This is a genomic window from Nonomuraea angiospora, from assembly GCF_014873145.1.
Taxonomy (GTDB): Bacteria; Actinomycetota; Actinomycetes; order Streptosporangiales; family Streptosporangiaceae; genus Nonomuraea; species Nonomuraea angiospora.
In genome coordinates, this window is the sequence record NZ_JADBEK010000001.1 from 11,676,056 (window position 1) to 11,700,743 (window position 24,688).

18 protein-coding genes are annotated in these 24,688 nt (G+C 72.4%); 2 read left to right on the top strand and 16 right to left on the bottom strand.

Translation table 11 applies throughout. The features are described from left to right. Window positions 1–20 precede the first annotated feature (20 nt). Window positions 21–2,996 (bottom strand): type I polyketide synthase, encoded by a 2,976-nt coding sequence (locus H4W80_RS53575; protein WP_192792096.1) that lies wholly within the window; start codon window positions 2,994–2,996, stop codon window positions 21–23. 151 nt (window positions 2,997–3,147) lie between these two features. After that, window positions 3,148–3,954, bottom strand: a complete 807-nt coding sequence (locus H4W80_RS64160) for a helix-turn-helix transcriptional regulator (protein ID WP_192792097.1) — start codon at window positions 3,952–3,954, stop codon at window positions 3,148–3,150. Window positions 3,955–4,126: 172 nt separating this feature from the next. Between H4W80_RS64160 and H4W80_RS53585 the strand changes: the two genes are divergently transcribed. Then, window positions 4,127–5,455 (top strand): P-loop NTPase family protein, encoded by a 1,329-nt coding sequence (locus tag H4W80_RS53585; protein ID WP_192792098.1) that lies wholly within the window; start codon window positions 4,127–4,129, stop codon window positions 5,453–5,455. A 65-nt stretch (window positions 5,456–5,520) separates the two neighbouring features. Here H4W80_RS53585 and H4W80_RS53590 read toward each other — a convergent pair whose 3' ends face one another. Genes H4W80_RS53590 through H4W80_RS53630 form a run of 8 tightly spaced genes read right to left on the bottom strand, consistent with a single transcriptional unit; the run spans window position 5,521 to window position 14,677 of the window. Further along, complete coding sequence (locus tag H4W80_RS53590) at window positions 5,521–6,753, bottom strand: PP2C family protein-serine/threonine phosphatase (protein WP_192792099.1); 1,233 nt, start codon at window positions 6,751–6,753, stop codon at window positions 5,521–5,523. Continuing rightward, complete coding sequence (locus tag H4W80_RS53595) at window positions 6,719–7,177, bottom strand: ATP-binding protein (RefSeq protein ID WP_225966262.1); 459 nt, start codon at window positions 7,175–7,177, stop codon at window positions 6,719–6,721. The genes H4W80_RS53590 and H4W80_RS53595 overlap by 35 nt, the downstream gene beginning before the upstream one ends. Next, complete coding sequence (locus H4W80_RS53600; protein WP_192792101.1) at window positions 7,177–7,482, bottom strand: anti-sigma factor antagonist; 306 nt, start codon at window positions 7,480–7,482, stop codon at window positions 7,177–7,179. The genes H4W80_RS53595 and H4W80_RS53600 overlap by 1 nt, the downstream gene beginning before the upstream one ends. Before the next feature lie 16 nt (window positions 7,483–7,498). Next, the gene (locus tag H4W80_RS53605) at window positions 7,499–9,514 is read right to left on the bottom strand and encodes a glycogen debranching protein (protein ID WP_225964181.1); all 2,016 of its coding nucleotides are present in this window, start codon (window positions 9,512–9,514) and stop codon (window positions 7,499–7,501) included. After that, window positions 9,511–9,846, bottom strand: coding sequence for an STAS domain-containing protein (locus H4W80_RS53610; RefSeq protein WP_192792102.1), 336 nt, complete (start codon window positions 9,844–9,846; stop codon window positions 9,511–9,513). The genes H4W80_RS53605 and H4W80_RS53610 overlap by 4 nt, the downstream gene beginning before the upstream one ends. Window positions 9,847–9,853: 7 nt before the next feature. Then, complete coding sequence (locus H4W80_RS53615; RefSeq protein ID WP_318787502.1) at window positions 9,854–12,250, bottom strand: AGE family epimerase/isomerase; 2,397 nt, start codon at window positions 12,248–12,250, stop codon at window positions 9,854–9,856. A gap of 10 nt (window positions 12,251–12,260) precedes the next feature. Continuing rightward, entirely contained in the window at window positions 12,261–13,850 is a 1,590-nt protein-coding gene (locus H4W80_RS53625) for a thiamine pyrophosphate-binding protein (protein ID WP_192792103.1), read from the bottom strand. A gap of 2 nt (window positions 13,851–13,852) precedes the next feature. After that, the gene (locus tag H4W80_RS53630; RefSeq protein ID WP_192792104.1) at window positions 13,853–14,677 is read right to left on the bottom strand and encodes a type 1 glutamine amidotransferase domain-containing protein; all 825 of its coding nucleotides are present in this window, start codon (window positions 14,675–14,677) and stop codon (window positions 13,853–13,855) included. Between the two features lie 152 nt (window positions 14,678–14,829). Between H4W80_RS53630 and H4W80_RS53635 the strand changes: the two genes are divergently transcribed. Continuing rightward, window positions 14,830–16,458, top strand: coding sequence for an NAD(P)/FAD-dependent oxidoreductase (locus H4W80_RS53635; protein WP_192792105.1), 1,629 nt, complete (start codon window positions 14,830–14,832; stop codon window positions 16,456–16,458). Between the two features lie 7 nt (window positions 16,459–16,465). Here the strand turns inward: H4W80_RS53635 and H4W80_RS53640 are convergent, their stop codons facing one another. The 6 genes from H4W80_RS53640 to H4W80_RS53665 form a co-directional block, all read right to left on the bottom strand. After that, complete coding sequence (locus H4W80_RS53640; RefSeq protein ID WP_192792106.1) at window positions 16,466–17,866, bottom strand: ATP-binding protein; 1,401 nt, start codon at window positions 17,864–17,866, stop codon at window positions 16,466–16,468. Then, complete coding sequence (locus tag H4W80_RS53645; protein WP_192792107.1) at window positions 17,845–18,924, bottom strand: IS701 family transposase; 1,080 nt, start codon at window positions 18,922–18,924, stop codon at window positions 17,845–17,847. Before H4W80_RS53645 ends, H4W80_RS53640 begins: the two co-directional genes overlap by 22 nt. A gap of 112 nt (window positions 18,925–19,036) precedes the next feature. Then, the gene (locus H4W80_RS53650) at window positions 19,037–20,617 is read right to left on the bottom strand and encodes a GMC family oxidoreductase (RefSeq protein ID WP_192792108.1); all 1,581 of its coding nucleotides are present in this window, start codon (window positions 20,615–20,617) and stop codon (window positions 19,037–19,039) included. An 11-nt stretch (window positions 20,618–20,628) separates the two neighbouring features. Next, the gene (locus H4W80_RS53655) at window positions 20,629–22,140 is read right to left on the bottom strand and encodes a GMC family oxidoreductase (protein ID WP_192792109.1); all 1,512 of its coding nucleotides are present in this window, start codon (window positions 22,138–22,140) and stop codon (window positions 20,629–20,631) included. Beyond that, window positions 22,140–22,832, bottom strand: coding sequence for an EthD domain-containing protein (locus H4W80_RS53660; RefSeq protein ID WP_192792110.1), 693 nt, complete (start codon window positions 22,830–22,832; stop codon window positions 22,140–22,142). The genes H4W80_RS53655 and H4W80_RS53660 overlap by 1 nt, the downstream gene beginning before the upstream one ends. A 120-nt stretch (window positions 22,833–22,952) precedes the next feature. Continuing rightward, on the bottom strand, window positions 22,953–24,572 hold the full coding sequence (locus H4W80_RS53665; RefSeq protein ID WP_192792111.1) for an FAD-binding oxidoreductase: 1,620 nt from the start codon (window positions 24,570–24,572) through the stop codon (window positions 22,953–22,955). Window positions 24,573–24,688 lie beyond the last annotated feature (116 nt).

Consider the following 24,688-nt stretch of genomic DNA (forward strand, 5'->3'; position numbering starts at 1 on the left):
TCGACGGCGGCGGCCTCACCTCACACGGTGGCCGCCGAGCGTAATTCGGTGGTGAGGTCGAGCAGCGTGCCCGGCCCGAGCAGGCTGCGGACCGGCACCTCGACGCCCAGCTCGCGCCGCACCCGCTCGCGGAACCTGGTCGCCAGCACGGAGTCCAGCCCCAGCAGGGTGAGCGGCACGTCCATCCCGATCTCGTGTCCGGGCACCGCGAGCACCTGCGACGCCAGGTCGGTCACCACGGCGGTCAGCTCCGTCTCCGAGAGGGCCGCCAGATCCGGGCGTCCGGTCCGGGCCGGCTCGCGGGCCGGCTCGCGGGCGGGCTCGGGAGGGACGGGGGACGTGGCCGAGCCGGGCCAGAACCGCCGCCGCTGCCAGGGGTAGCCGGGCAGCCGGACGTACTCGCCCCCGGAGTGGACGCGGTCCCAGCGGGGACGGCAGCCCAGCACGTACGCCTGGCCGAGCGCGGCGCTGAGGGCGGCCGCGTCCGGCACGTCCTTGCGCAGGCAGGGCACCACGCTCGCGGTCGCGCCGGCCGCCTCGACCTCCTCCTCCAGCGCCGTCTGCAGCACCGGATGCGGGCTCATCTCGATGAACACGGTGGGCCGGGCGTCGGCGAGCGCGGCCTGGCAGGCGGCGGCGAAGCGCACGGGCAGCCGCAGGTTGTCGAACCAGTAACCGGCGTCCAGCTCCGTGCCGTCGATCACCCGGTCCCGGGCGCTGGAGTGGATGGGCACGGCGCAGGGGCCGGGCCTGACGCTCGACAGCGCCTCCAGCAGCGCCTCGCGCACCGGCTCCACCTGCGGCGCGTGCGAGGCGTAGTCCACGTCCACGCGGCGGCAGAAGACGCCGTCGCGGCGCAGCGGCCCGACGATCCGCTCCAGCCGCGCGGGGTCGCCGGACAGGACCGTGGAGTGCCGGCTGTTGACCACCCCCACGCTCACCTGGCCGGAGTGCGCGCCGATCGCCTGCCGGGCGGCCTCCTCGCCGAGCGCCACGGCCCACATGGCGCCGGGCGTGCGCAGCTCGCGCAGCAGCCGGCTCCTCCTGGCGACCACGGCCGCGCCGTCGGCCACGCTCAGCGCGCCCGCGGTGACCGCCGCGGCGATCTCGCCCATGCTGTGGCCGACGAGCAGGTCGGGCTCGACGCCCCACTCGCGCCACACGGCGGCCAGCGCCACCTGCATCGCCCAGAGGGTCGGCTGCACCTCGTCCACGCGCGACAGCCGCTCCCCGCGCAGCAGCGCGTCCACGGGGGACCAGCCGAGCTCGGCGGCCACCGCCCGCGCGCACTCGTGCAGGCGCAGGGCGAAGGCCGGCTCGGCGGCCAGCAGCTGCCTGCCCATGCCCGCCCACTGGCCGCCCTGGCCGGGGAAGACGAACACCACCTTCGGCCGCCTGGCCGCGCGGCGCTCGCCGCCGTGGACCGACCGCCCGTCACCCCGCCCGTTCGCCCGGAACTCCCGCAGGGACGCGGCCAGCGAGCGCGCGTCGTCGCCGACCGCGGCCAGCCGGTACTCGTGGTGCGTGCGCCGGGCGCCCGCGCTGAAGCACACGTCGTGGAGGCCGGGGCCCGCCTCTTCGTCCACCCCGTCGAGCAGGTCGGCGTACGCGCCCGCGAGCTCGTCCAGCGCCCTCGGGTCCCGCGCCGACAGGGGCAGGACGTAGCTGGGCCGGGCCCGGCCGCGCCGGGGCCGCGCCACCTGCGGCGCCTCGGAGAGCACGAGATGGACGTTGGTCCCCGACATGCCGAAGGAGTTGACGCCCGCCAGGGCCGGCGTCCCCCGGTCCGGCCAGTCCTGGGTGAGCAGCGCGAGCTCGACGGCCGCGGCCGGATTCCGCAGGACGGCGTGCGGCTCCACCACGTGCAGCGTCGCGGGTATGGTCCGGTGCCGCAGCGCCAGGGCCGTCTTGAGCAGCCCCGCCATCCCCGAGGTGAACTCGGTGTGGCCGATGTTGGACTTGAGCGACCCGACCAGGCAGCGCCGCTCGGGGTCCCGGCCCTCCCGCAGGACCAGGTCCAGCGCGGCCAGCTCGGTCGGGTCGCCGGCGGGGGTGCCGGGCCCGTGGGCCTCGACGTAGTCGACCTCGCCGGGGGAGACCCCGGCGTCGAGATAGGCCTTGCGCAGCATCGTCTCGTGCCCCTCCAGCCCGGGGGAGACGAGCGAGCCGCCGGTGCGGCCGTCGTGGGTGGCGGCGCTGCCCAGGATCGTCGCGTACGGGTGCTCGCCGTCCGCGAGGGCCCGCGAGAGCGGCTTGAGTATCAGGGCCACCAGGCCCTCGCTGCGCACGTACCCGTCCCCCGACACGTCGCCGAACTTGCACCGGCCCGAGCTGGACAGCACCCCGGCGTCCGCGAGCGCGAAATACAGGTCCGGCACGATCTGCAGGTTCGCGCCGCCGACGATGGCCAGGTCGATCTCGCCGGCCCACAGCGCCCGGCAGGCCACGTGCACCGCCAGCAGCGACGTCGCGCAGGCCGCCTCCACGCCCATGCTGGGACCGCGCAGGTCGAGCAGGGTGGAGACGCGGCCGGGGAAGATGCCGCTGACGGCCGCCCCGAGCGCGGCGTGCATGTCGTACATCCCCGAGCGGCGCAGCAGGTCCCAGTACCCCGAGGGCAGCAGGCTCGTGTAGACGCCGGTGTCGCTCCCGGCCAGGCTCTCGGCCGGGATGCCCGCGTCGTCGAGCGCCTCCCAGGTGACCTCGAGCAGCAACCGCTGCTGCGGGTCCATCCGCAGGGCCTCGAACGGCGTGACGCCGAAGAAGCGCGCGTCGAACCCCGCGATGTCGTCCAGGTAGCCGCCCGCGCCCCGCAGCACATCGGGCCGGCGGCGGCCGGAGGTGGTGTCGATGTCGAATCTGTCCTGGGGAATCACGCCGATCATGTCCCGGCCCCCGCTGACGATCTGCCAGAGGTCGGCCGGGCTCTGCGCACCGGGCAACCGGCAGGCGGCGCCGACGATGGCGATGGGATCTCGCCCGCTGTTGATGTGCATGGGGCCCCGTTCCCGTCCGCGCCCGGGTCATCATGAATTCGACGATGCCGGGCGCCCTTGTTGGTTGGCCGAACGACATCACCTAAGGTCCGGCTCGCCCACGTAGGTGTCAATTAACAGATGACGAAATACCGGGACGGCGAAAACGGCATTATTCGCTCGCGCGCATCGGAAAATGGATCACGAGCCCGACCAGCGGCTCGTCCGGGGTGATCATGAGCGCCATGCGCAGGGTCTGCAGGCCCAGCCGCGGATGCCGGAAGCGGCGCGTGAGGCTGCGGTGCTCCTGCACCTCGTGCCTGCGCCACAGGCCGGCGAACAGCGGGCTCAGCTGGGAGAACTCGGTGATCTTCGCGGTCAGCCGCTCGTCGTGCGGCCATCTGGCCAGCTCCGAGCGCCACCGGGCGATGACGTCGCAGGTGACGCGCTCCCAGTCGGGCAGCCGCTCCTTCGCCCTGGGCGAGACCAGCAGCCAGCGCAGCATGTTGCGGTGCTCGGGCGTGTAGCTGCCCCAGTCGTCGTACCACTCGGCGGCGGCGTCGTTCCAGGCGGTCAGGTCGCAGTGGATGTCGGTGGCGTAGACCGGATAGTCGCTGGCGCTCATGAGGCTCACCAGCGGGCCCATCACGTCGCCCGACCACGTCTGCCCTTCGAGCGGCTGCGGGTTGACGACCTGGCCGTGGACCAGCGTGTGCATGTAGCGGCGCTCGTCCTCGCTGAGGTCGAGCACCCGGGCCAGGCTGTCGAGCACCTGGATGGAGGGCCTGATGTCACGCCCCTGCTCAAGGTAGGTGTACCAGGTCGGGCTGAGGCCGGCGAGCACCGCCACCTCCTCGCGCCGCAGCCCCTTCGTCCTGCGTCCCCCTTCGGGGAAGCCCACCTGCCCCGGCGTGACCCGTGCGCGCCTGCTCCGCAGGAATCGTGCGAGCTCGTCCCGGCTCCACCCGTCGCCTGACACAGAACCCCCCGTGTGTGCCTCCACCGCGTCAGCAGATCAGGATCGCAAGGCTGAGTCTAGAAGCCTCACAGAATATTTGTCACCTCTAGCCGGATTGCGTCATTTCGGCATTGACGTTACGGCATTGTTCCCAAAGCATGAATTTGTCCATTCAATTAAGGGGATTATCCAGATGAAGTGGCATTTCATCGACCGGAGCGACCAGATCGCCGCGATTCGGTCAGCCCTCGGGGCTTCCGGCGCAGGCCCGATTGTCCTGGCCGGGGAGCCGGGCTCCGGCCGCAGCCGGCTGGTGGAGCGCGTGCTCGCCTCGTCCGAGGCGGCGCGCTACGAGATCGTCCGGCTGCGGCCCGCGGACGGTCCCGGCGAGGTCGCCGCCCGCGTCGGGGCGGCCGCCGGGGACCGTCCGCTGCTGCTCGTCATGGACGACGCGCAGGTCAGCGAGGACGAGAGCCTGATGGCGCTGCGCTCGGCCGCGGGCGGGAGCCCGGGGGCCAGGGTGCTGGTCACGACGCTGTCCGGGCCCGCGGCGCGGCGCCCCGACCCGGTGGACTGCCTGCGGTTCGAGCCGGGCGCGTACACGGTCGACGTGCCGCCGCTCACGATCGAGGAGGTGGCCGCCCTGCTGGCCGAGGTGGCCGGCGGCCACGTACGGCAGGCCACCGCCGGCGCCCTGCACTCGGCGACCGGCGGCAACCCCCGCCTGCTGCACGACTTCCTGGTGGGGCGCCGGCTCACCGAGCGCCTGACCCGGGGCGCCGCCGGGTGGGAGTTCCAGTGCGCCACCGAGTGGCTGCCGCCGATGGACCCGTCCGCGGCCACCCCGCACCTGGTGAAGGCCACCTGGGACGCCTGGGCGGAGCTGGCCTTCGACCGGGCCTTCGAGCTGTGCAAGGCGGCGGCGTGGTGCGGCGAGGGGCACACCGTCTCGGTGCCGCTGGCGCACCTGCTGCTGCTGCGCGGCAGGGGGCGCGACAGCATGTCGTTCCTGGACTCGCTGCCCGAGGGAATGGTGGAGAGCACGCCGCATCTGGCGCTCGCCCGCGCGGTCAACCTCGCCTGCGGGCGGGGCCGGCCGGAGGCCGCCGCCGAGTTCCTGCTGCGCGCGGCGGTGGCCGCCGGGCCGGCGCAGCGGCCGCTGTTGCTCGCCTACCGGGCCTGGATCATGGCGTTGAACGGCCGCGCCGCCGACGACGTCGGGACGATCACGCGTACCGACAGGGAGACCGCCCTGTTCGTGCACGCGGCGCAGGCCATGGCCCGCCTGCGGACCCGGCCCGAGGAGGCGGTCTTCCACCTGCGGCGCGCGCTCGCGCTCGCCGCCGGGGGAGCGGAGGCGGGGCCGCCCTGGCTGGCGGCGCATCTGACGGCGTACCTGATCGACGCGCTGCTGCTGGCCGGGCGGGCGGACGAGGCGACGCTGCTGGCGGAGGGCTTCCACGGCGGGGAGCCCGCCTCCGGCTGGGACGTCGCCGTCGCCATGTCGATGGTCGCCGCCTGAGAAGCATGGTCGCAGCCTGAGAGGCCCGGACCACGTGCTGCGGCCGTGGTCCGGGCCGGGCCTTTTCAGGACGGGTTCCGGCTCAGCGCCAGGGTGGTGATGTCGTCGGACTGCTCGGCGGCGCCCACGAAGGTGCGCACCGAGGCGTCGACCGCCGAGAGCAGGCCGGAGGCGTGCGCCCCGGCCCCGGCCAGCACCTCCTGGAGCCGGGGGGTGCCGAACAGGCCGTGGGCGGAGTTCCTGGCCTCGACCACCCCGTCGGTGTAGGCGAACAACGAGTCGCCGGGCCCGAGCTGCACGTGACCCAGGGTGTAGGAGCTGTCGGCCAGGATCCCGACCGCGGGCCCCGTCGGCGGCAGCATCGTCTGGCTGCCGTCGGCCCGCACCACGACGGGCGGATTGTGCCCGCCGTTGATGTAGACCAGGTCCCCGGAGTACGGGTCCAGCACCCCGAAGAACATCGTCGCGAAATACGCCTGCTTGATGTGGTTGCGGGCCATGTAGCGGTTGGTCCCGACGACCGCCTGGATCAGCGGCCCCGCCCCCAGCGACAGCAGGGGCAGCGCGGACTCTCCCGGCGAGCCGTCCAGGGCCACGGCGGTGGCGTCGTCGCCGACGTCCTGGACGAACCCGGTGTGCTCGGCCGTGTGCCGCAGCAGTGTCCTGATCAGCGCCATGAACAGCGCCGCCCCCACGCCCTTGTCGCACACGTCGGCCACCACCAGCGCCAGCCTGCGCCCGTTGACGAGGGTGAACACGTCGTAGAAGTCGCCGGCCACCTGCCGGGCCGGCCGGAAGCTGGCGGCGATCTCCCAGCCGTCCAGCCTCGGCAGCGACTCCGGCAGGAACCCGGCCTGGATGTCGCGGGCGATGCGCAGCTCGCGCTCGTACTCCCGCAGGCTGGCCAGCGCCGCCATCTCCTCCACCGTGGTGCTGAGCTGCCAGCGTTCCCAGCAGGAGTTCGCCCGGCTGCGCAGCAGGCCGGGCAGGAACGGGCGGGTCACGTAGTCGAACCCGCCGCGCACGCACTCCTCCAGCGCGGCGATGTCGTCGTCGGGGAAGGCCACGATCGTGGGCATCCGCCCGTCCACCAGGAACCGCTGGCTGACCAGCGCCATCCGCTGCAGCCCCAGCGCCGCCGAGATCAGCAGCAGATCGGGGTGCGGGTGGCGCAGGACCAGGTCGTCCGGGACGGCGAGCTGCACCTCGAAGCCCTCTTCGCGCAGCGCCCCGTCGAGTTCGAGCACCGCCGTGGACATGGGGTTAGCCGGCTCGGCAACCACCAGGGCCGTCGGCATTCGCGCCTCCAAGCAGTCGCATGATCAGGGTGTTGCGGTTGCGTCCGCCGACGTACTCGTAGTGGAACTCGTCCACCTTCCCCATGGCGAGGAGCAGCCCGTAACCGCCTTCCTCGCGCAGGGCGGGCGGCACTGCCAGCCGCGGCGCGGGATCGTATCCGGCGGGGTCGAACGGCGGCGCGTCGTCCTCGATGCTGACCCGCAGCCGGTCGCGCTCGATCTCCCCGGACAGCTCCACGACGCCCGCCCCGCCCCGGTAGCCGTGCTGGGCGATGTTCGTGGTGATCTCGTCCGTCGCCAGCCGCAGCCAGTACGCCTGGCGGGAGGTCAGCCCCGCCCCGTCTGCCAGCGCCTCGATGAAGTCGGCCACCACACCCGGCAGGGATACGTGCTGGACATCGATCTTGAGCCGGCAGGCGAGCATCACTGCATCACGATGCTGCGGTCGAAGCCGGTGAGCCGGATCGTCTCGGCCACCTCCGGCTTGGTCCCCACCAAGGTGATCTCCGAACCGCGCGGCAGCTTCTGGTGCGCGAACACCAGGCAGCGCACCCCCGCCGACGACATGTACGTCAGCTCGTCGAGGAGCAGCACCAGCTTGCCCACCTGCCGCCCCACGGCCTGCGACACCAGTTCGTTGAGCTCGGGGGCGGAGCTGCCGTCGAGCTCGCCCGCCAGCCGGATCGTGGCGGTGTCGCCCTCCACGTTCATCTTCATCCTGAAGGACATGACATGCTTCCCTTTCCTAATGCGTGACCAGGATCGCGACGCTTCTGGGGCCGATGGACAACTGTGACTGGTTGGCCAGCGGCGGTTCCGAGCCCGGCTCGAAGGCGTCCATCGGCGGGGCGGCGGCGGTGTCGGCGAACAGGTGCCAGGTCTGCCCGCGCGGCGCGGGTGGCAGCTCCAGCGTGTGCGACTCCCAGTGGGAGTTGGCGGCGACGTAGACGCAGTCGCTCCCGCCCCCGTCGAACAGCGCGGCCAGCACCCGCGAGTGCGCCGACCAGTCCGGCGACCAGGCGCTCACGCCGTGCCAGTGGACCGATCCGGGAGAGCCGCCCCTCAGCACCGGGTGCGCCCGCCGGAAGGCGATGGCGCGCCGGGTGAAGCGGAACAGGTCGGCGTTCTCCTCCCGCAGCCCCCAGTCGAGCCACGTGAGCGGCCCGTCGTGGCAGTAGGCGTTGTTGTTGCCGAGCTGCGTGCGGCCGAGCTCGTCGCCGGCCAGCAGCATCGGCACGCCCCGGCTGGCCAGCAGGAGCAGCAGCGCGTTGCGCTGCTGCCGGGCGCGCAGCGCCAGCACCGCCGGGTCGTCCGTCGCGCCCTCGTGCCCGCAGTTCCAGGAGTTGTTGGCGTCGTCGCCGTCCCGGTTGCCCTCGCCGTTGGCCTCGTTGTGCTTGTGGTCGTAGGAGACCAGGTCCCGCAGCGTGAACCCGTCGTGCGAGGTGACGAAGTTGACCGTGGCCGCGACGCCCCGCCGGCTGTACATGTCGGGCGAGCCGACCATGCGGGTGGCCAGCTCCCCGGTGACGCCGAGATCGCCCTTGACGTACCTGCGCACCGTGTCGCGGTAGCGGCCGTTCCACTCCGACCAGCGGCTGTAGTGGGGGAAGCTGCCCACCTGGTAGAGCCCGGCGGCGTCCCACGCCTCCGCGATCAGCTTGCGGTCGCGCAGGATCGGGTCGTACGCCAGCGACTCCAGCAGGGGCGGGTTGTGCAGCAGCTCGCCGCCGGACCCCCGCCCGAGGATCGCCGCCAGGTCGAACCTGAAGCCGTCGACGTGGCACTCGGCCGCCCAGTAGCGCAGGCAGTCCAGCACGAACCCGCGCACCACCGGATGGTTGCAGTTGAGCGTGTTGCCCGTGCCGCTGAAGTTGTAGTAGTGCCCGTCGGGGGTGAGCATGTAGTAGGTGGCGTTGTCCAGCCCCTTGAAGCTGATCACCGGCCCGCGCTCGTCGCCCTCCGCGGTGTGGTTGAACACCACGTCGAGCAGCACCTCGATGCCCGCCCGGTGCAGCTCCTTGACCAGGTGCTTGAACTCGTCGACCTGCATGTGGTCCCGGCCGGTGGCCGCGTAGGACGCCTTGGGGGCGAAGAACCCGATGGGGCTGTAGCCCCAGTAGTTGACCCCGGTGAACACGTTGTCGGTCTCGTCGAACTCGAACACCGGCATCAGCTCGACGCAGTTGACCCCCAGCTCCCGCAGGTACGGGATCTTCTCCACGAGCCCCGCGTACGTGCCGGGCGCCGCGACCCCGGAGGAGGGGTGCCCGGTGAAACCGCGCACGTGCAGCTCGTAGATCACCAGGTCCTCGTGCGGCAGGTGCGGCGGGCGGTCGTCCTCCCAGTCGAAGTCGTCGAGCGTCACCCGCGACCTGTGCCGGTAGGGGCCGTGACCGGTCAGCATCCTGGCGTACGGGTCGCTGAGCACGAGGTCCGGGTCGAAGCGGTGGCCCTCCCACGGCCGGCGGGGGCCGTCCACGCGATAGCCGTACTCCAGGCGCTCGACATCGAGGCCGAACACGGTCATCGCGTGGACGCTGCCCACCCGGAACGACTCCGGGAAGGGCAGCTCGGCCATCGGCTCGGGCTCGCCCTCCCGGTAGAGCACCAGCGTCACCGAGGTGGCGTGGTTGGAGAAGACCGAGAAGTTGACACCCCCGGGCACCCGCGTGGCGCCGAACGGCAGCGACCGCCCAGCGCGCACGGGGTATCCGGCGATCCGCTGCGTGGGGTAGGCGTCGATCGGCTCCAGGACGGTCATACGGTCAACGCCTCCACGCCTTGTTCGACCGACTCGACCACGGTGAAGAACCCGAGGAAGCCGGTCGCCTCCATGATCGCGCGCACCTCGGGGGACAGGCCCGTCAGCGCGAGGCGTACCGTGCCGTGCTGGGCCTGCCGGTAGATCAGCAGGAGCACCCGCAGCCCGGCGCTCGACATGTACAGGGTCCGGGACAGGTCCAGCACCACGAGACCGTCCTCGGGGAAGAGCGCCTGCAGGTCCTGCTGGACCTGGGGCGCGGTCTCGCTGTCGAGCCGGCCGTCCAGGCTGATGACGGTCACCCCGCCGCGCGGCTCTTTCCACAGTCGCATGGACATGTCACTCCTCCACGGGCGCGAGATGGGCGCGCACGGTCACCGGCGAGGCGGAGTCGGGCAGCTTCACCGTCATCGCCGCGGCGTCGAAGAGCTGGTACGGCGAGCCGTCCACCTCCACCCACTCCAGCCGGACCCGGCCGGGCGGCAGCGCGTCGGGCGCCACCCGCAGGACGCGGTCGGTGAACCCGTCGGGCCGCGGCCGGAACCACAGCGTCAACGGCTCCTTGTCGATCAGCAGCCGCTGGTAGACGGTCGCCAGGAAGCACAGCTCGGCCGCGTGGCACATGCTCATCGAGTGGCTGCCCTTGAACCGCTCGTTGCCGAGCAGGTACGGGTGGCCGTCGGCGAGCACGTTGAAGTAGATCCCGCCCTCGTCGTGGTCGAGGAAGAAGGCGCTGTAGAAGGCGGCCGACTCCCGCGCCCTGCGCACGAACTCCTCCTCACCCACCAGCCCCGCCAGGATCTGGTAGGCGAGGATCGCCTGCTCCTGCTGCCACCAGGCCTTCCTGTCGTGCCAGACGAACCGGTGGACGTGCTGGCCTGGGGCGAGCCTGCGCTCGACCACGTCGTACCAGCCGCCGCGCTGCGGGTCGCTGCCGAAGCCCGGCATCTTCTCGCCGATCTCGGTCGCCAGCGTCCGGTAGCCGTCCTTGGGCCGGATCGACATCATCCGCATGAGGTTCCAGGCGATCTTGAGGTTGTGCCCGACGACCGCCCTGTCCTGCTGCCAGTGCCAGGTGGTGTCCGGCGTCCAGTCGGCGTGGAAGCGCTCCTGCACGTACGGGCTGTCCTTCCTGGGCATGTGCTTGGCGATGAGGTCGAACGTCTCCTCCAGCATGTCGGCGTGCCGCTCGTCGCCGGTGGCCAGGAACAGGTTGATGAGGTAGGCGGGGGCGTGGTCGCCGACGGAGTTCCAGTTCTTCCTCGACCGGTTCGGGCCCAGCGACTCGTGGTGCGGGCTGAGCAGGATCGGGTCGATGTGCGAGTAGTAGCCGCCCCGCTCGGGGTCGTGGAAGAACTTGCGGAACAGCCGCAGCGTGCCGTCGATGTCGGAGGCGATGCGCGGGTCCCCGGTGAGCCGGTAGAGCTGGGTCGGGCCGGCCAGGGCGTAGATCTGCTCGTACATCGGGATCGCGTCGTAGTCGTCGCCGAACTCGGAGGTGAACAGCTTGCGCTCGACCCCGTCGCGCACGTCGATGCCGTGGTACCAGTACACGACGTCCTCGTCGCGGTCCACGAAGCGCATGTGCTCGCGCAGGTAGGCGGCGCCCTGCTCGGCCACCTCCAGGAAGTCCTCCTCGCCCGTGAGCATGTAGGCCGAGGACATCCCGTAGACCATCCGGGAGATCGTGTCGGTCTCCTGCACGTCCTGGCCGGCCTTCTCGCCGCCCAGCCGCAGCATGGTCCGGTACGCCGAGTAGTCGATCGGGCCGTCGGCCCCGAACTGCGCCTTGCGGTAGAACCGGCCCAGCTCGCGGATCTGCTTGACCCACCAGTCGGGCTGCTCGAAGGCGTACTGGCCGGGCTGCCTGCCCAGGAAGATCAGCGTCTTGGCCTCGATCGTGTACGAGCCGTTCTCGTGGTAGAAGATCCCCTTGACGAACACGTAGGTGCCCGGCGTGAGCAGCTGCTCCAGGTGCGCCGAGGCGTCGAGGTACGGCTCCGAGAGGTTGCGCACGAACTCGGCGGAGGTGGTGCCGGTCAGGCGCACCCGCACCGGCCGCCCGTCGTTGGTGCGCAGGCTGATCTCGCCGTGCTCGAAGCCGGTGACGTAGCCGGCCACCAGGTCGGAGAAGGTGAAGTCGGGCCGGTAGACCGTCTCGGTGCCGCGGTCGGCGGCCACCAGGTCGATGATCATGCGGGCGAACGCGGCGCAGTGCTCGGCCGTCCGGCCGGTCACCAGGTCGCGGTCCACCACGACGTCCTGGTCGGTGTAGACGGCGCCCATGTTGCGCACGTCGCCGACCAGGTTGTTGTGGCACGTCACGCGGCGGCCCTTGACCGCCTCGGCGATGGGCGCCGCCAGCCAGAGCCCGTGGCAGATGACGCCCTTGACGATCCGGTGGTCGTCGAAGGCCTCCTTCAGCAGCTTCACGGCGGGGGCGAGCTCGTGGACGTCCTCGGTGTAGCGCAGCCGGTCCGACACCATGCCGGACGGCACGATCAGCACGTCGATCCGGCTCAGGTCGGCCTTCTCCAGGTCGCCGCTCACCGTGAACGGCTCCTTGAACTCGTGGCCGTGGAAGGTCAGCGAGTCCTGTCCCCACAACCGCGTGAGGAACTCGACCCGCGCCCCCTCCTCGGTGAAACGCCGCTGGTAGTAGTGGAGCTCCTGCTCGACGTAGTCGCTCTCCATGAGGATCGCGACGGTGCGCCCGGCCAATCGCTTCTCACGCACGGTGTACCTCTCAGGTGGTAATCAGATCGACGAGGAACGGCCCCGGCGCCGCGAGCATCCGCTGGACCGCCGCCTCCACCTGGGCGGGCTTGCTCACCTTGACGCCGGGGACACCCAGGCTCGCGGCCAGCTTCACGAAGTCGATCTGGGGGTGGGACAGGTCGAAGCCCTGGGGGTGGGGGTGCGCGGCGATGCCGCGCTCGCGCCAGTACTGCTCGAGGTTGTCGTCGAGCAGCTGGTAACGGCGGTTGTCGCAGATCACGAAGCGGGCGGCCACGCCGTACCTGACGGCGGTCCAGAGGGCCTGGATGGTGTACATGCTGCCGCCGTCGCCGGTGAAGGCCACCACCTCGGCCTCGGGGCGGGCCAGCTTGATCCCGATCGCGCCGGGGATGCCGACGCCGAGCGAGCCGCCCCTGGTCTGGAAGTAGGCGCCGGGCCGGCGCGGCGGCAGCCGCCTGAGCAGCGCGGGGGCGGAGGTCAGCGCCTCGTCGAAGACCACCAGCCCGTCGCCGGCCCTTGCGGCCAGCTCGCCGGCGAACAGGTCCATCATGCTCTCGCCGTACACCTCGGCCGGCTCGCGGGCGGGCCCGGGGCGGCCGGGGCCGAGCAGGCCGGCCAGCGCCGCCAGGGTCGGCTTGGGATCGGCGACGAGCGCGACGTCGGCCGGCAGGTTCTTGGCGATCTCGTAGTCGTCCAGGTCGATGTGGACGATCTTCGCCCCCTCCGGGAAGGGGCTGGCCAGCAGCGGGAACACCTCGGGGAAGAGGTACGTCCCGACGACGAGCGCGGCGTCGGCCCCGGCCAGCGCGGCGGCGCTGTGCTCGCCGAACATGTGCCCGAGGTCGCCCCGGTGCAGCGGGTGGGTGGTGTCGATGGTCAGCTCCGAGGAGTTCACCGTCCACACCGGGGCGCCGAGCGCCTCCGCGACCCTGGCCAGCTCCTCCTGCGCGCCGGACACCGAGACCCCGTCCCCGGCCAGCACCACGGGCCGCCGGGCGGCGCGCAGCACCGCCGCGGCCCGCTCCAGCTCCTCCGGCACGGGCACCGTCGCCCGGCTGGGGATCGTGCTGGCCACGGCGGGCTCGTCGGTGTCCTCGTCGAGCACGTCCATCGGCAGTGCCACGAAGACGGGCCCGCGCGGCGGCGTCATCGCGATCTTGACCGCGCGCCGCAGCACCCTCAGCACCGAGCCCGGGTGGGTCACCCTGGTCGCGTACTTGGTCACCGGCCGGGCCATCGCCACCAGGTCCACCGCCATCTGGCCGTCCAGCGCCTCGTAGCGCACCCCCGCCTCGCCGGCGATCACCACCAGCGGCGAGTGGCCGCGCTTGGCCTGGTAGAGCAGGCCGACCCCGTTGCCGAGGCCGACCCCGCTGTGCAGCTGGACCAGCGCGGGCCCGCCGGTGGCGCGGGCGTAGCCGTCGGCGATGCCGAGCACCGCCGACTCCTGCAGCGCCAGCACGTACCGGAAGCCCGGCGTCTCCTCCAGCACGTCCAGGAACCCCTGCTCCACGGTCCCCGGGTTGCCGAACATCACCGAGATGCCGTCGGCCGCGAACTGCTCGAAGATCGCCTCTTTGGCGGGACGGGTCGCCATGGTCACCAGCCGTACCGGCGCAGGCCGGACTCGAGCACCTCGACCAGCTTCTCGCCGGACAGGTACGAGTCGGGGGTCGAGCGGCCCGTCACGAACGGGTGGTCCACGATCACCGACGTCTCCTTGCCCACGTTGCCGTGGTAGCGGCCGTCGGGGGCGGTGGCGTCGCGCAGGATGTACTCCAGCGGGTACGGCGGCGGCCCCATGTTGAAGTCGACCCCCAGGAAGCCGGTGCCGTCCTTGTAGTCGTACTCCTTGCAGTGGCCCGTCACGTGCTTGCCGCGCAGGATGCTCGCGCGGTCCTCCCAGTCGCGGGCGAAGGCCAGGCAGGCGACGCCGTAGCACTCGGCGAGCACCGGCTTGTCCGCCCGGACGAAGGAGAGGATCAGGTCGTGCACCCGGCCGTTGTTGGCCAGGTCCACGATCGGGCCGCTGCCGCCCACGAGCACCAGGGCGTCGTACTTCTCGACGTCGCGGTCCAGCCGGGCGAGCTCCCGGTAGTAGCCCTCGACCTTGCGCAGGTATCCGTCCTCGCTGTTGTAGGGGCGTTCGGGGATCCACTCGGCGAGGCTGACCGGGGAGTCCAGCCGGTCCGACTCGTCGAGCTGCCTGGCGGCCACGGCCACCTCCGGCGTGGTCACGGAGCGGCCCAGCGGCGGATCCACGTACCCGGGGTCGAGACTGGGCGGCAGTGCCCGCGCCCGCTTGCCGGTGGGGGTGGCGAACACGCTCCGGTAGCCCTGCCGGTCGAAGGCGGCCAGCGGGCCGACGAGTTCCTCTCCCCAATATCCGTACTCGGAGAGAACAATAAGAATGGTGCGCGTCATGCGTGGATTCAAACAACGAGTGGTTTTCCGGGACAAGCCCGGCCCGCCGATTCCGTCAAGTCCATGAAAGTCGCCGGCACTTCGTCAGGTGCCGGGGGCGGCCGCGCGGAAAATGGAAACAATGGCCGTAGCCGATTCTGGAGGGTCGTGACATGCCCGAGCAGCGGCGGCCGGTTCTGCTGGCCGTGGACGACGACGATCATGTGCTCCGCGCGGTGCGGCGCGACCTGTCCCGCGCCTACCAGGAGCGCTACCGGGTGGTGGCGTCGAGCTCGCCGGTGGAGGCCACGCGGATCCTCGACCGGCTGCGCGAGCGCCGCGAGGAGGCCGCGCTGATCCTCTCCGACCAGCGCATGCCCGAGATGACCGGGACCGAGTTCCTGGTGGAGGCCGGCCGGCGCTTCCCCGCCGCCCGCCGCGTCCTGCTGACGGCCTACGCCGACACGAGCGTGGCCATCTCGGCGATCAACGAGGTGCGGCTGGACCACTATCTCGTCAAGCCGTGGGAGCCGCCGGAGGAGCGGCTCTACCCCGTGCTCGACGACCTGCTGTCGGACTGGGAGTCCGCCCACGAGCCCCCGTACCAGGGCATCCGCCTGGTCGGCCACCGGTTCGCGCCCGCCACGCACCGGCTGCGCGACCTGCTCACCCGCTACCGCCTGCCGTTCAGGTTCGAGGAGGCGGAGCCGGGCGACCCGGCGGCGCCCGAGGTCGTGCTGCCCGACGGGCGCCGGCTGGCCCGCCCCGGGCACGGCGAGGTGGTGGCGGCCCTGGGCCTGGCGACGGAGCTCAGCCACCCGCACTACGACGTGGCGATCGTCGGAGGCGGCCCGACCGGGCTGGCCGCGTCGGTCTACGCCTCGTCCGAGGGGATGGCGACGCTGCTCATCGAGGCGTACGTGCCGGGCGGCCAGGCCGGCACCTCCAGCCGGATCGAGAACTACCTCGGCTTCCCGTCCGGGATCTCCGGCGTCGATCTGACCAACCGCGCCATGGCGCAGGCCCGCAGGTTCGGCGTGGACGTGCTGGCCCCCGTCGAGGCCAGGCGGCTGAGCCGGGCCGGCCGGGCCTGCGTGCTGAACCTGTCCGACGGCAAGGAGATCACCGCCGCCACCGTGCTGCTGTCGCCGGGCCTGTCCTACCGCGGTCTCGACGCCGAGGACGCGGGCCGCTTCGAGGGGGCCGGCATCTACTACGGGGCGGCCCTGACGGAGACCGAGTCGTGCGTGGGGCGGCACGTGTGGATCGTGGGCGGCGCCAACTCCGCCGGCCAGGCGGCCCTGCACTTCTCCCGGCACGCCTGCCACGTCACCATGGTGGTCCGGGCGGACAGCCTGGCCAGCGGCATGTCCGCGTACCTGGTGGACGAGATCGCCGCGACCGGCAACATCACGGTCATGACGAACACCCTCGTGGTCGCCACCGGCGGCGCGGACCGGCTGGAGCACATCACGCTGCGCGACACCCGCAGCGGCGAGGTGAGCACGCGGGAGGCCGAGCACGTCTTCGTGTTCATCGGCGCCCGCCCGCGCACCGAGTGGCTGGACGACCTCGTGCGCAGGGACGCCCACGGCTTCCTGCTGACCGGCCCCGACCTCGGTCCGGTGGCGGGGCTGGCGAGCTGGGACCTGCCGAGGCAGCCGCTGCTGCTGGAGACGAGCGTGCCGGGCGTGTTCGCCGCCGGCGACGTGCGCGCCAACTCCGTCAAGCGGCTGGCCTCGGGCGTCGGCGAGGGCGCCATGGCGGTGTCGATGATCCACCGCTACCACTCGGAGAGCTGACCCCCCTTCATGCGGGGTCCCGGGCCAGCGGCAGCCGCACCACGAACCGCGTGTCGCCCGGCCGCGAGTCGACCTCCATCGTGCCGCCGTGCCGCTGCGCCACGATGTCCATGCTGACGTGGAGCCCGAGACCGGTCCCCTTGCCCAGGTCCTTGGTGGTGAAGAAGGGCTGGAAGACGTTCGGCAGCGCCTCGGCGGGGATGCCGTGGCCGGTGTCGCGGAACTCCACCACGGCGTGGTCGCCCTCCCGCCTGGTGCTGATCGTCAGCTCGCCCTCGCCGCCCATGGCGTCCACGGCGTTGTCGATGAGGTTGGTCCAGACCTGGTTGAGCTCGCTGGGGAAGGCCTGCAGGTCGGGGACGCCGCCGTACTCCCGGCGTACGCGGATGTTGCGCAGCTTGGGCGCCATGAGGGCCAGCGTGGCCTCCAGCCCCTCGCGCAGGTCGGCGTCCCGCTGGGGCGCGCGGTCCAGGTTCGTGTAGGCCGAGGTGCGCCGTACCAGCTCCACCACCCGCTCGGCCGCCTCGGCCGCGTCGCCGGCGAGCGTCCGGATGCGCAGCACCGGCACCAGGTACGCCAGCGCCGCGGCGAGCGCGTCCGGCCGCAGCCCGGCGGCGAGCCCGTCGAGCTCGGCGCGGTCCACGCCGTGCTCGGCGAGGTCGTCGGCCAGGTCGATGGTCTGGCCGAGGCCCTGCTCGCGCAGCCAGTCGGCGACGTCGTCGGCCGCCTCCGCCTCGGCCAGCGGGTCCAGCGCGGCCCCGGAGCCCACCCGGTCCTGGAACCGCGCGACGAGCCGCGCCTCGGCCTCCTCGCCCGTGCGCCCCCACTCGACCGCGGCGGCGGCCACCCGGGGCGCGAGGCCGCGCAGCTCCCGCGCGGCCCGCAGCGCGGCCGCCGCCGGGTTGTTCAGCTCGTGGGCCAGACCGGCCGCCAGCATGCCCAGCCCTTCCAGCATGCGGCTGCGCCCGGCCTGGCGCTCCATGGCGTTGATGCGCCCGGCCAGCACCGGCAGCAGCACCCGGCAGACCTGCGGGCAGCGCTCCAGCATGTCGAAGAACGCGTCCTTGCCGTAGGCCACGACCCGCGCCGGCCCCACGGCCAGCGCGGTGGCCAGGTACTCGTCGCTGGTGAGCAGCGGCAACTCGCCGATGAACTGGTGCTCCAGCGCGTCGCCGAGGTGCCGGGTGAGCACCTGCTCCCGCCCGCCGACCAGCTTCGAGACCACGATCTCGCCGTCCAGCAGGATGTAGAAGCCGTCGGCCGGCGCGCCCTCGACGAACAGCGCCTGCCCGTCGCCGAGCTCCCTGACGGTCCCGGCGCAGGCGAGCCAGTCGAGCTGCTCGTCCGACAGCCCGGCGAACAGCTCGATCCCGGCGAGCCGGCCGGTCAGCCATGCGGGCGCAGGCACAGTTCCTCCGTCTCCCGTCCGTCCAGGCCGCCGCCCAGCAGCCGGTACGCGTGGGCCACCGACACCAGCGTGACGTGGTGGTGCCAGCCCTGGAAGGAGCGGCCCTCGAAGTGCTGCAGGCCGGACTCGGCGGCGACCGACGCGAGCACGGCCGCCGCCCTGTTGCGCAGCCCGACCAGGCCGGCCAGGTCGGACACCCGGTTGCGGCCCAGGTCGGTCAGCCACATCGCCCGCGCCCCCGAGCGCGGGTACCAGCGGTGGCCCGCCCCGGGCGGCCGCGCGCCCGCCTGCCCCTGCACGACCTGCAGCCGGGGCCGCAACGGCTCCAGCACCGGGCGGGCGGGCAGTCCGGCCCCGCCGGCCGGCAGCGTGCCGGGGGCGACGCGGACGAGGTAGGGCAGCCCGCGCTCGGCGAGCCCGGCGAGGAGGAGCTCCACGCCGGGCATCGACCTGCCGTCCACCACGATGGGCGCCGGGGGCAGCCCCCAGTCGACCACCATCTCGTCGATGGCCTGCAGCAGGTGCCGCCAGTGCGGCCGGCTGTGCTCGTGGGCCGGTACGCGGGCCCGGCTGCGCAGGCCGTCGTCCTCGTCCCACGAGCGGGGCAGCAGCAGCCGCCAGTTGACCGGGCAGCCGCCGTCCTCGCCCACCATCACGACCGCCAGGCCGAGCTGGCAGTTGAGGAGGCGGCCCGCGGAGTTGGCGAACTGCCGCGCCACGCCCACCGACTTGGACCCGTTCTTCGGGAAGACGACCTCCTCCAGCACCCACGCCTTCGGGCGGATCGCCTCGACGAGCAGCTGGGCCAGGCGCTGCCGGACGGGCGCCCAGTCCCAGGGGCTCTGGTTGATGAACTGCTGGAGGCACTGGTCGACGGGCCGCCCCACGACCTGGTTGGAGATCCGGCGGATCGACTTGCGGCCCTGGACGGAGACCAGGCCGTTGACGTAGACCTCGCCCCACCGGCGCTGATCGGAACGGAGGAAAGACGCGAACAGGTCCTCACAGAAAGGAGAGAGCCAAATCTCGCGCGAATGCAAATCCGCGTAGACGGTCATACGACCAACCCCTATAAATCGAACATCCCCCTTTCCTTGAATTATTGAAATGTTCCGGGCCGGCTGACAGGACGAGGTTGTGCTGGCACTCTCGCTGCTACCTATGAGACTTCTACTTATGGGACCGGACGAGGTCGGCCGCGCGCTCGCCGATCATCACGACCGTGGTGTGCGGGTGCGCGTTGACCAGCGAGGGCATGACGGAGGCGTCGGCCACGCGCAGCCCCTCCACGCCCCGCACCCGCAGCCGGGGATCGACCACGGCCGAGGCGTCGGTGCCCATCCGGCAGGAGCCGGCGAAGTGGTAGTAGGACCCGGTGTTGGCCTTCACCCAGGCGCGCAGCTCGGCGCGGGTGGTCACGCCGGGCCCTGGGGCGACCTCGGTCAGCCCCCACCTGCCGGTGAACGCCTTGGTGCGGTAGATGTCCCTGGCGACCTCCACGGCGGTGACCGTGCGCTCCAGGTCCACCGGGTCGCCGAAGTAGTTGGCGTTGATCCGCGGGTAGGCGGTGGGGTCGGTGCCCGCCAGCCGTACCCATCCCCGGGAGACCGGCGACACCAGGCCGGTCAGGCTGAGGACCACGTGCGGGTCCACGAGCTCCCGCACCGGCGCGACCGGCTGGCCGGTCTGCACGCGGCGGATGACGTTGGCGAAGAACTTCTCGCCGAACGGCGCGCGGTGGACCAGTGCGACCTCCAGGTCGGGGACGGGCAGCCCGTCCTGCGACCCGCAGAAGAGCGCGACCTCGGTCACGTTGCCGCGCGGGTCGTCGCCCGGCTCGGCCAGGTAGCCGATCGGCCCGATGACCAGCGGGTGGTCGTGGAAGTTGGCCCCGACCCCGGGCAGGTCGGCCACGACCGGGATGCCGAGCTCGGCCAGGTCGCCGGCCGGGCCCAGGCCCGACAGCAGCAGCAGCTTGGGCGACTGGATGGCGCCCGCGCACAGCACCACCTCGGCCTCGGCCCGCGCCGTGTGCGCCTGGCCCTCGCGCAGGTACTCCACGCCGGCGCAGCGGGTCCCCTCGAACAGCAGCCGGGCCGCGAGTGCCGCGCTCAGCACGGTGAGGTTGGGCCGGTCGAGCGCGGGATCGAGGTAGGACTCGCGGGCGCCCCTGCGCCGGCCGTCCTTGATGTTCACGTGGTGCCAGCCCGCGCCGAACAGGCCCGCGTTGAAGTCGTCCAGGCGCGGGTGGCCGAGCTCGACGCAGGCCTCGATGAACGTCTCCGACACCGGGTTGCCCGTCTCGGCCGCGTCGGCCACGGTCATCGGACCGTCCTTGCCGGCCAGCGGGTTGTGCCCGTCGCGCTGGTCCTCCAGGCGCTGCAGCCACGGCAGCACGTCGTCGAAGGACCAGCCGGGACACCCGTGGTAGGCCCAGTCGTCGTAGTCCTGGGGACGGCCCCTGGTGTGCATCATGTGGTAGATGTTCGAGGTGCCGCCCAGGCCCCGGCCGGCGGCCGAGTAGACGCGGTTGCCGTCCAGGCCGGGCTGGGGCTCGCTCATGTACGCCCAGTCCAGGTCGGTCAGCAGCACCTCGTTCCACCGCCACGGCGTGGTGACCGCGTCGGTGACCTGCGCGTCGCCCGCCTCCAGGAGCAGCACGGAGGCGTCGGGGTCCTCGCTGAGCCGGGCGGCCACCACCGAGCCGGCCGCGCCGGCGCCGATGACGATGTACCTGTAGGTGTCTGGCACGGTCGGCTCCTTCATGTGAGCAGGTCGGCCGCGCGCTCCCCGATCATGACGGTGGCGGCGGCGGTGTTGCCCGCGGGGATGGACGGCATGATCGAGGCGTCGGCGACGCGCAGCCGCTCGACCCCGTGGACGCGCAGCGCCGCGTCGACCACGGCCAGCGGGTCGCGTCCCATGCGGCAGGTGCCCACCGGATGCCACACGGTGGTCGCGGTGGCGCGGACGTAGGCGGGCAGGTCGGCGCCGTGGCCGGGCGCGCTCTCCCGGTCGTGCAACGAGCACATCGAGCTGCTGTGCGCCAGCTCCCTGGACAGCTCGATCCCGCGTACGAGCGCCGCCAGGTCGGCGGGGTCCTCGAGGTAGCGGGGATCGACCAGGGGCGCGTCGGCGGGATCCGCCGACCGCAGGGCGAGCCTGCCCCTGCTGCGCGGCCGCGCGAGCACGGGGGCGAAGGTGAAGGCGGGCCCGTCGACGCGGTACTCGTCGGCCACGAACTGCACGGGGCCGAACAGCATCTGGAGATCGGGGTCGTCCGGCGGGAACAGCCCCGCTTCGGCCAGCAGTTCGGGCAGCGGCAGGATCGACCGCGCGGCGTAGGCGACGCCGAGGATGAGGTGGTCGTGCAGGTTGGCGCCGACGCCGGGCAGGTCGGCGGCGACCGCCAGCCCGTGCTCGCGCAGGGCCTCGGCCGGGCCGATCCCGGAGAGCATCAGCAGCTTGGGCGTGGCGAGCGCGCCGCAGGAGACGATCACCTCGGCGCTCGCCCCGGCGCGGTGGACGGCGCCGTCGCGCACGTACTCCACGCCCGTGGCCGTCGCGCCGTCCAGCAGCACGCGGGTCGCCGTCGTGCCGGTCTCGACGGTGAGGCGGGGATGCCCGCGCAGCGGGTCGAGGTAGGCGGAGGCCGTGCTCGAACGCTGGTTGTCCTTCGTCCTGGTGGACTGGTAGGCGAAGGCGCCCTCCTGCGCGGCGCCGTTGTAGTCCCAGTCCTCCCCGCCGGGGAAGCCCAGCTCGGCGGCGGCGCGCAGGAAGGCGCGCGACACCTCCGACATCGCGGACAGGCGGGCCACCTTCATCGGCCCGTCCGCGCCGTGGTACGGCCCGGCGCCCTCCTCGTAGTCCTCGGCCCGCTTGAAGCAGGTCAGCACCTCGTCGTACGACCAGCCCTCGTTGCCCTGGGCGGCCCAGCCGTCGTAGTCGCGGCGGTTGCCCCGGACGTACAGCATGGCGTTGACCGAACTGCCGCCGCCCAGCACCTTGCCCTGCGGCAGCGGGATCGTCCGCCAGCCCAGCCCGGCCTGCGGAACCGTGACGTACGGCCAGGTGACGGCGGGGTCCTGCCAGAGCGAGGCCATGCCGGGGATGCCCGTCTGGCGGATGGCCGCCAGACCGGCGTCGCCGCCGGACTCCAGCAGGAGCACGCGTGCCCCGGTCCGCTCGACGAGCCGGGCGGCGACGACCGCCCCGGCCGCGCCGGCGCCCACGACGATGTAGTCGTATCCCTTTTTCTGGTCACCGGCGGACATCAGCGGCTCTCCGGCCCGATGACCCAGTGCTCGGTGACGGCCATCCGGTGTACGTACCTCGGCTCGACCAGCGTCTCCATGTCGGCCACGACCTTGGCGTACTCGGGCGAGGCGAGCGCCGCCTCCATGGCGTCCCTGTCGTCGAACCACAGGAGGTGAGCGGCGTCGAGCATTGCCTCGCCGATGGCGTACGCACCGTCCCTGACGTGGCACTGGAGGTAGCGGCGCAGCCCCGGCACCTGCGCGACCAGCTCGGCGTGCGGGCCGAGGTCGGCGCTCCTGAAGTCGGCCAGCGGCAGCCCTTCCTTCCGCTTGACCAGCACGATCAGCTTCACGCCCGACGGCGGGGCGAGCTCGGGCCCCGGCACCAGTTCGTGCGCGTCGGTGTCGAGCACGACCGTGCGCCAGAACGCCGCCCAGCGCGGCTCGTCGGCCCGCGCGCCCTCCAGGAACTCGGGCGTCTGCAGCGACTCGAGCTGCTCGCGCTCGTCGCGCAGCCAGATCTCCGCGACGCCGCTCCACAGCGGCTCGCCCTCGTCGGGCCGGAGCGGGATCCGGGTGTCGATCAGGTACTTCCTGATCTGCGGGATCTTGCTGGCGTACCGGACGGCGTGCACGTTCAGCCAGTACTGCTGGAACTCCTCCTCCGTCATCCCGGGCTTGGGCGCGGCGAAGATGAGCTGATGGATCACGGTGTTCTCCTCCGTCACTCGGTGTGTCCGACGCTAGGAGCGCGCGTCCGCGCCGGGAAGCGCGCCCGGCGGCGCCGCGCTGACAAAGTCAAGTAGGGTGCGGCACTTGGCCAGGTGCCGCTACGGCAGCGAGACCGACTGGGCGTGCCGGAAGACGTCGCGGGGGTCGTAGACCGCCTTGACCTGCTGGAGCCGGGCGTAGTTGCCCTTGTAGTACAGGGTCTGCCACGGCACGCCGGAGCGGTTGAAGGCGGGGTCGGTGATGTCGGGGTCGGGGTTGTTGATGTAGCAGCCGTCGGCCTGATCGCCGGGCACCGGATAGCCGCCGGTGGCCGCCCACACCGAGCCGTACAGGTCGCGCAGCCAGCCGATGTTGGCGGCGTCGGCGGCCGGGTCCTGCCACTGGGTCTCGAACAGCGTCCAGAACGCGGCGTCGCGGTGCGCCAGCGCGGTGCGCGTGGCGGGGACGGCGTTGATCGCGCCGCCGCTGAACCCGGCCAGGGTCACTGCGGCCGCCGGGTTGGCGAAGTCCGTACGGGTGAGCGCGTCGTACATCGCGCCCGCCTGCGCGGCCGTGTACGAGCGCCGCAGGTAGGCCGACTTGGAGGAGCCGCGCAGCGTCGGATTGATGAACGAGGGGATGCTGGCGGCGATCAGCTTGACCGCGCGCAACCACGGGAGCCGCTGCGCCGGCTGGGCCGCCACCACGGCGTCGGCGCCGAGTCCGGCGGTCAGGGCCCCGAGGTAGTCGGCGAGGATCCGCGCCGCGTCGGGGGCGGTGGCGTCGACCTGGGTCAGCAGGAAGACGTTTCCGCTGGAGCGGTGCGAGAGCGAGGCGACGCCGGACAGGATCCTGGCGGGGGAGTCGGGCGCGGCGTGTCCCTCGTACCAGGCGCCCCAGTTCGTGACCAGGGTGGCGAACTTCGTGCGGTCCAGCATGCTCCACGGGATGCCGACGGCGCTGAGCAGCACGTCCTTGGGCGGGTTGACGAGCAGGCGGCTCGGGTTGGCGCCGCTCGTGCCCGGCGTGCGGAACCAGAAGCGGGTGACGATGCCGAAGTTGCCGCCCCCGCCGCCGGCGCACGCCCACCACAGATCGCGGTTGGGGTCGCCCGGATCGCGCGAGGCCGTCACGGCGCGGGCGGTGCCCGAGCGGTCCACGACCACGACCTCGACCGCCGCCAGGTGGTCGATCACGGCCCCGAACTGCCGGGACAGGAAGCCGTACCCGCCGCCGGTGGCGTGGCCGCCGATGCCGACCGTGGGGCACATCCCGCCGGGGACGGTCACGCCCCACTTCTTGAACAACGTGTCGTAGACGCCCGACAGCCGGGCGCCGCCCTCGACAGCGAACGCGCCCCGCTGCTGGTCGAAGTAGACCTCGTCCAGCCCGGACAGGTCGATGACGACGTCCACGTCGGAGTTGAACACGAACGGGGCCAGGCAGTGGCCGCCGGACACCACCGAGATCCGCCTGCCCGCGTCGACCGCCTCCTGCACCGCGGCGACGACCTGGGCGGTCGAGCTGACCACGCGCACGTAGTCGGGCGCGCCGACCCAGCGCTGGTTGTAGCCCACGGTCAGTTCCTGGTAGCGGGGGTCGCCCGGGTAGACGGTGACCGGCCCGGTGATCGGCGCGCCGGATGACGCGGTGGCTCCGGCGGGGGACGCGGGCAGCGTCGCGGCACCCGCCACCAGCGCGGCGCCGCCCAGTAATCCCCGCCTCGACGGACGTTCCATGATCGCTCCTTCAGAGGGTGATCGTCAGGACCTCCTCATGGTGTCCCGGCCTCCCGCGGATGCCGCGAAAAAGGATCGGAGTCCGTTACCTCCTGCCGCCTACCTCACGAAGAGGG

Excerpts from the sequence above, each read along its gene's own strand:
- H4W80_RS53575 (WP_192792096.1), bottom strand. The coding sequence starts at position 2,996 with ATGCACATCAACAGCGGGCGAGATCCCATCGCCATCGTCGGCGCCGCC.
- H4W80_RS53585 (WP_192792098.1), top strand. The coding sequence starts at position 4,127 with ATGAAGTGGCATTTCATCGACCGGAGCGACCAGATCGCCGCGATTCGG.
- H4W80_RS53590 (WP_192792099.1), bottom strand. The coding sequence starts at position 6,753 with ATGCCGACGGCCCTGGTGGTTGCCGAGCCGGCTAACCCCATGTCCACG.
- H4W80_RS53595 (WP_225966262.1), bottom strand. The coding sequence starts at position 7,177 with ATGCTCGCCTGCCGGCTCAAGATCGATGTCCAGCACGTATCCCTGCCG.
- H4W80_RS53600 (WP_192792101.1), bottom strand. The coding sequence starts at position 7,482 with ATGTCCTTCAGGATGAAGATGAACGTGGAGGGCGACACCGCCACGATC.
- H4W80_RS53605 (WP_225964181.1), bottom strand. The coding sequence starts at position 9,514 with ATGACCGTCCTGGAGCCGATCGACGCCTACCCCACGCAGCGGATCGCC.
- H4W80_RS53610 (WP_192792102.1), bottom strand. The coding sequence starts at position 9,846 with ATGCGACTGTGGAAAGAGCCGCGCGGCGGGGTGACCGTCATCAGCCTG.
- H4W80_RS53625 (WP_192792103.1), bottom strand. The coding sequence starts at position 13,850 with ATGGCGACCCGTCCCGCCAAAGAGGCGATCTTCGAGCAGTTCGCGGCC.
- H4W80_RS53630 (WP_192792104.1), bottom strand. The coding sequence starts at position 14,677 with ATGACGCGCACCATTCTTATTGTTCTCTCCGAGTACGGATATTGGGGA.
- H4W80_RS53635 (WP_192792105.1), top strand. The coding sequence starts at position 14,830 with ATGCCCGAGCAGCGGCGGCCGGTTCTGCTGGCCGTGGACGACGACGAT.
- H4W80_RS53645 (WP_192792107.1), bottom strand. The coding sequence starts at position 18,924 with ATGACCGTCTACGCGGATTTGCATTCGCGCGAGATTTGGCTCTCTCCT.
- H4W80_RS53655 (WP_192792109.1), bottom strand. The coding sequence starts at position 22,140 with ATGTCCGCCGGTGACCAGAAAAAGGGATACGACTACATCGTCGTGGGC.
- H4W80_RS53665 (WP_192792111.1), bottom strand. The coding sequence starts at position 24,572 with ATGGAACGTCCGTCGAGGCGGGGATTACTGGGCGGCGCCGCGCTGGTG.